General features: G+C 58.7%; 2 protein-coding genes. Both read right to left on the bottom strand.

Annotated elements, in window-relative coordinates; translation table 11 throughout:
* Window positions 1-661: 661 nt before the first annotated feature.
* Window positions 662-1,861 carry a M23 family metallopeptidase gene (locus H6G62_RS26895; RefSeq protein ID WP_190500878.1) on the bottom strand — a complete coding sequence of 400 codons (1,200 nt, stop codon included), beginning with the start codon at window positions 1,859-1,861 and terminating at the stop codon, window positions 662-664.
* A partial coding sequence (locus H6G62_RS26890; RefSeq protein WP_190500876.1) for a hypothetical protein occupies window positions 1,842-2,252 on the bottom strand: 411 nt, incomplete at its 5' end. The genes H6G62_RS26895 and H6G62_RS26890, both read right to left, overlap by 20 nt.

The following is a 2,252-nucleotide window of genomic DNA, read 5'->3' as shown; positions in this document are numbered from 1 at the left end:
GCGGTGATGGAAAGAAGATCGACGTAGGACAAAGCTTGCATGATGGTGTCCCGTGTAGAGGTTGGGTTTGGTCTTGGCCGCTATTCGGCCCGTCACCCGATTGGTATTCCGCTGGGGTGCGGCTCTATGGCGTGGGGCGGTGTGGTGTGCCCGTCACAAAAATCAGTATTCCCATGATATTGTGAATTGTCAACCCCTGACGCACACTATCCTGGCTAGGGTTGACTCATTCCCCTTGATCTGTGAACGATGCCCTACAACCCCCGCAGTCGTGACAACTTGAAGCCTCGTAAGCGTTATTACGAAGAACCTAAGAAACGCCATGAGGTGATGGTGACACCTGAAGGCTGGGAAGGGTTTAAGGCACTGGCTAGCCGCAGAGGTCTGTCAGCCAGTGAGTTGATCGAGCAACTTGGACGAGGGCTGATTGGGATCGACAGCGCTCAGGACGATGAGCGGAGGGTCGAACGTTAGGGCCATGGGCTTTGCAGGGCTAAAGATGTACAAGGCCAGGAGTACGATGGCCAGCGGATCAGCCCATCGGCTTAGGCTCGATAGATATGCCCCCGTCCTGGGCACCATAAAGCCAGCGCAACGTTTGAAGCACCTCAGAGAGCGAATCCCACCTGGCCGCGCTGGCTAGGTGGGTTTTTGATTCGGGCTATCGGCTTAGCTGCTCTAGAACCGCATTCACCCGTCGCTGCTGGTCGGCAGGTACGTTCATCGGTGGCCCACCCTTGGCTCTGCGACTGGCCTGGAGGGCAGCAGTACGGGCTTGAATAATCTGCTGCGGAGTTGGGTCTACGGTGGGCAGTTTATCGACAAACCGCTTCCCGGCATCGGGGCTTTGAGTGTAGCCGTCTAACGCGGCAACCAGGGCCGCCTGCGACAAGGGTTGTCCGAACTTAGCCTGCGCTTGAGCTTGGATGTCTTGTTCGGCTTTCCTTAAGGTGCCCAACCAAGAGGCGTCTGCGGCTTCCGGCGATGGGGCACAGTGTTGATAGGAGAATGTGCCTTGATTCTGGCACCGCCCCGACCAACCCGGATCACGATGGCCAAAGAAGGCACGGGTGGGGTTGCCGTTGGCATCGCGAGTTCCCTCAGCTCGGCCAATAGCTCGCTTGAGGAGATCATCGGGTATCGGTTCACCCGGTGCGGCGGGTGCCTGTTTAGGAACTTGGCCCAGAGCCTCTTTGGCCCACGTCTGAGGATTCACCCATGCCCCATTGCGCCTGATTTTCCAGTCCAGGTGCGGCCCAGTAGAGACAGAATCAGTCGGGCTAACGTTAGCCACAATCTGACCAGCCGTGACGATATCGCCCACCGCGACGGTGATGGAATCAACATGAACAAGCTGATGCTCGACCGCCCCTTGCCAGTCTTGACCCTGAATGTGAACCTGGTAGCTGGCCCCATTGGCGGATGTGCCAATCTTACGAATCTCACTGACGTGGCCTGAGATGGGACTAGCGACATCAGCTCCGGCACAGCCCCCGACTCGGCAATCAAAGTCCACGCCACCATGGGGGCCATAGCGGCGTTGGTTGCCCGTCTCAGGCCCAAAGCTCTGGCCAAAAGCAGGCTGGTAGGCGACCAAGTCCTGCAACGACTTCCCTACGATAGGCGAGGCAAAGGTCTGGCCCTGGGCAGCCGCGTTGACCATCGGGATAGCCCTGCGTAGCGTGAATCGTTCGTTGGTGTCTTTATCCAACATCACCCAACCCGATGCCCCAATCAGCGCCACGCAACTGAGTCTGAGAACCACGTCACCGGCCTGGATGGTGCTACCAATCACCCAGCGCCAGGTGGGCGGCAGTTCGGTCCAGTGCGGTTTGTGTGGGCTAACGGCTGAGTTCGGCATGGGTCACAGTTCCTTCATGCACAGTCACATCAACAGAAAGGCCATGGTTGAGGAGCCACCGATAAACGCCGTTTCCAAGGTCGCAGGCCGGAGCACCCAGGGCCACCAGAGTAATGACTTCGGACTCACCCACCAAGGCCCGTCGTAGGTCGGCCAGAGCGGCATCGAGGTTCAGCGAATTGGGATTAATGTCGGTGCATCCTGCCAGTCGGGCGTCATCGGGGGCCACCCTACGAGCGTCACGGTCTGCCCAATCTTGATGGGCAACGATGGCCTTTCGACCCTGGTGGATGGGATTCCAAAACCGCCCCCGCCCTGGCTCTAGCAGATCTAGAAACACCACCCCCGCCATGGCACAGGCCAGGATGGCCAGACGACGGGTTCTCATGCG

This window comes from Phormidium sp. FACHB-1136, from assembly GCF_014697375.1.
Lineage (GTDB): Bacteria > Cyanobacteriota > Cyanobacteriia > Phormidesmidales > Phormidesmidaceae > Nodosilinea.
This window is presented reverse-complemented; position numbering and strand designations above follow the sequence as displayed.

Coding starts and splice junctions, on each gene's coding strand:
- H6G62_RS26895 (WP_190500878.1), bottom strand. CDS start 1,861: ATGCCGAACTCAGCCGTTAGCCCACACAAACCGCACTGGACCGAACTG.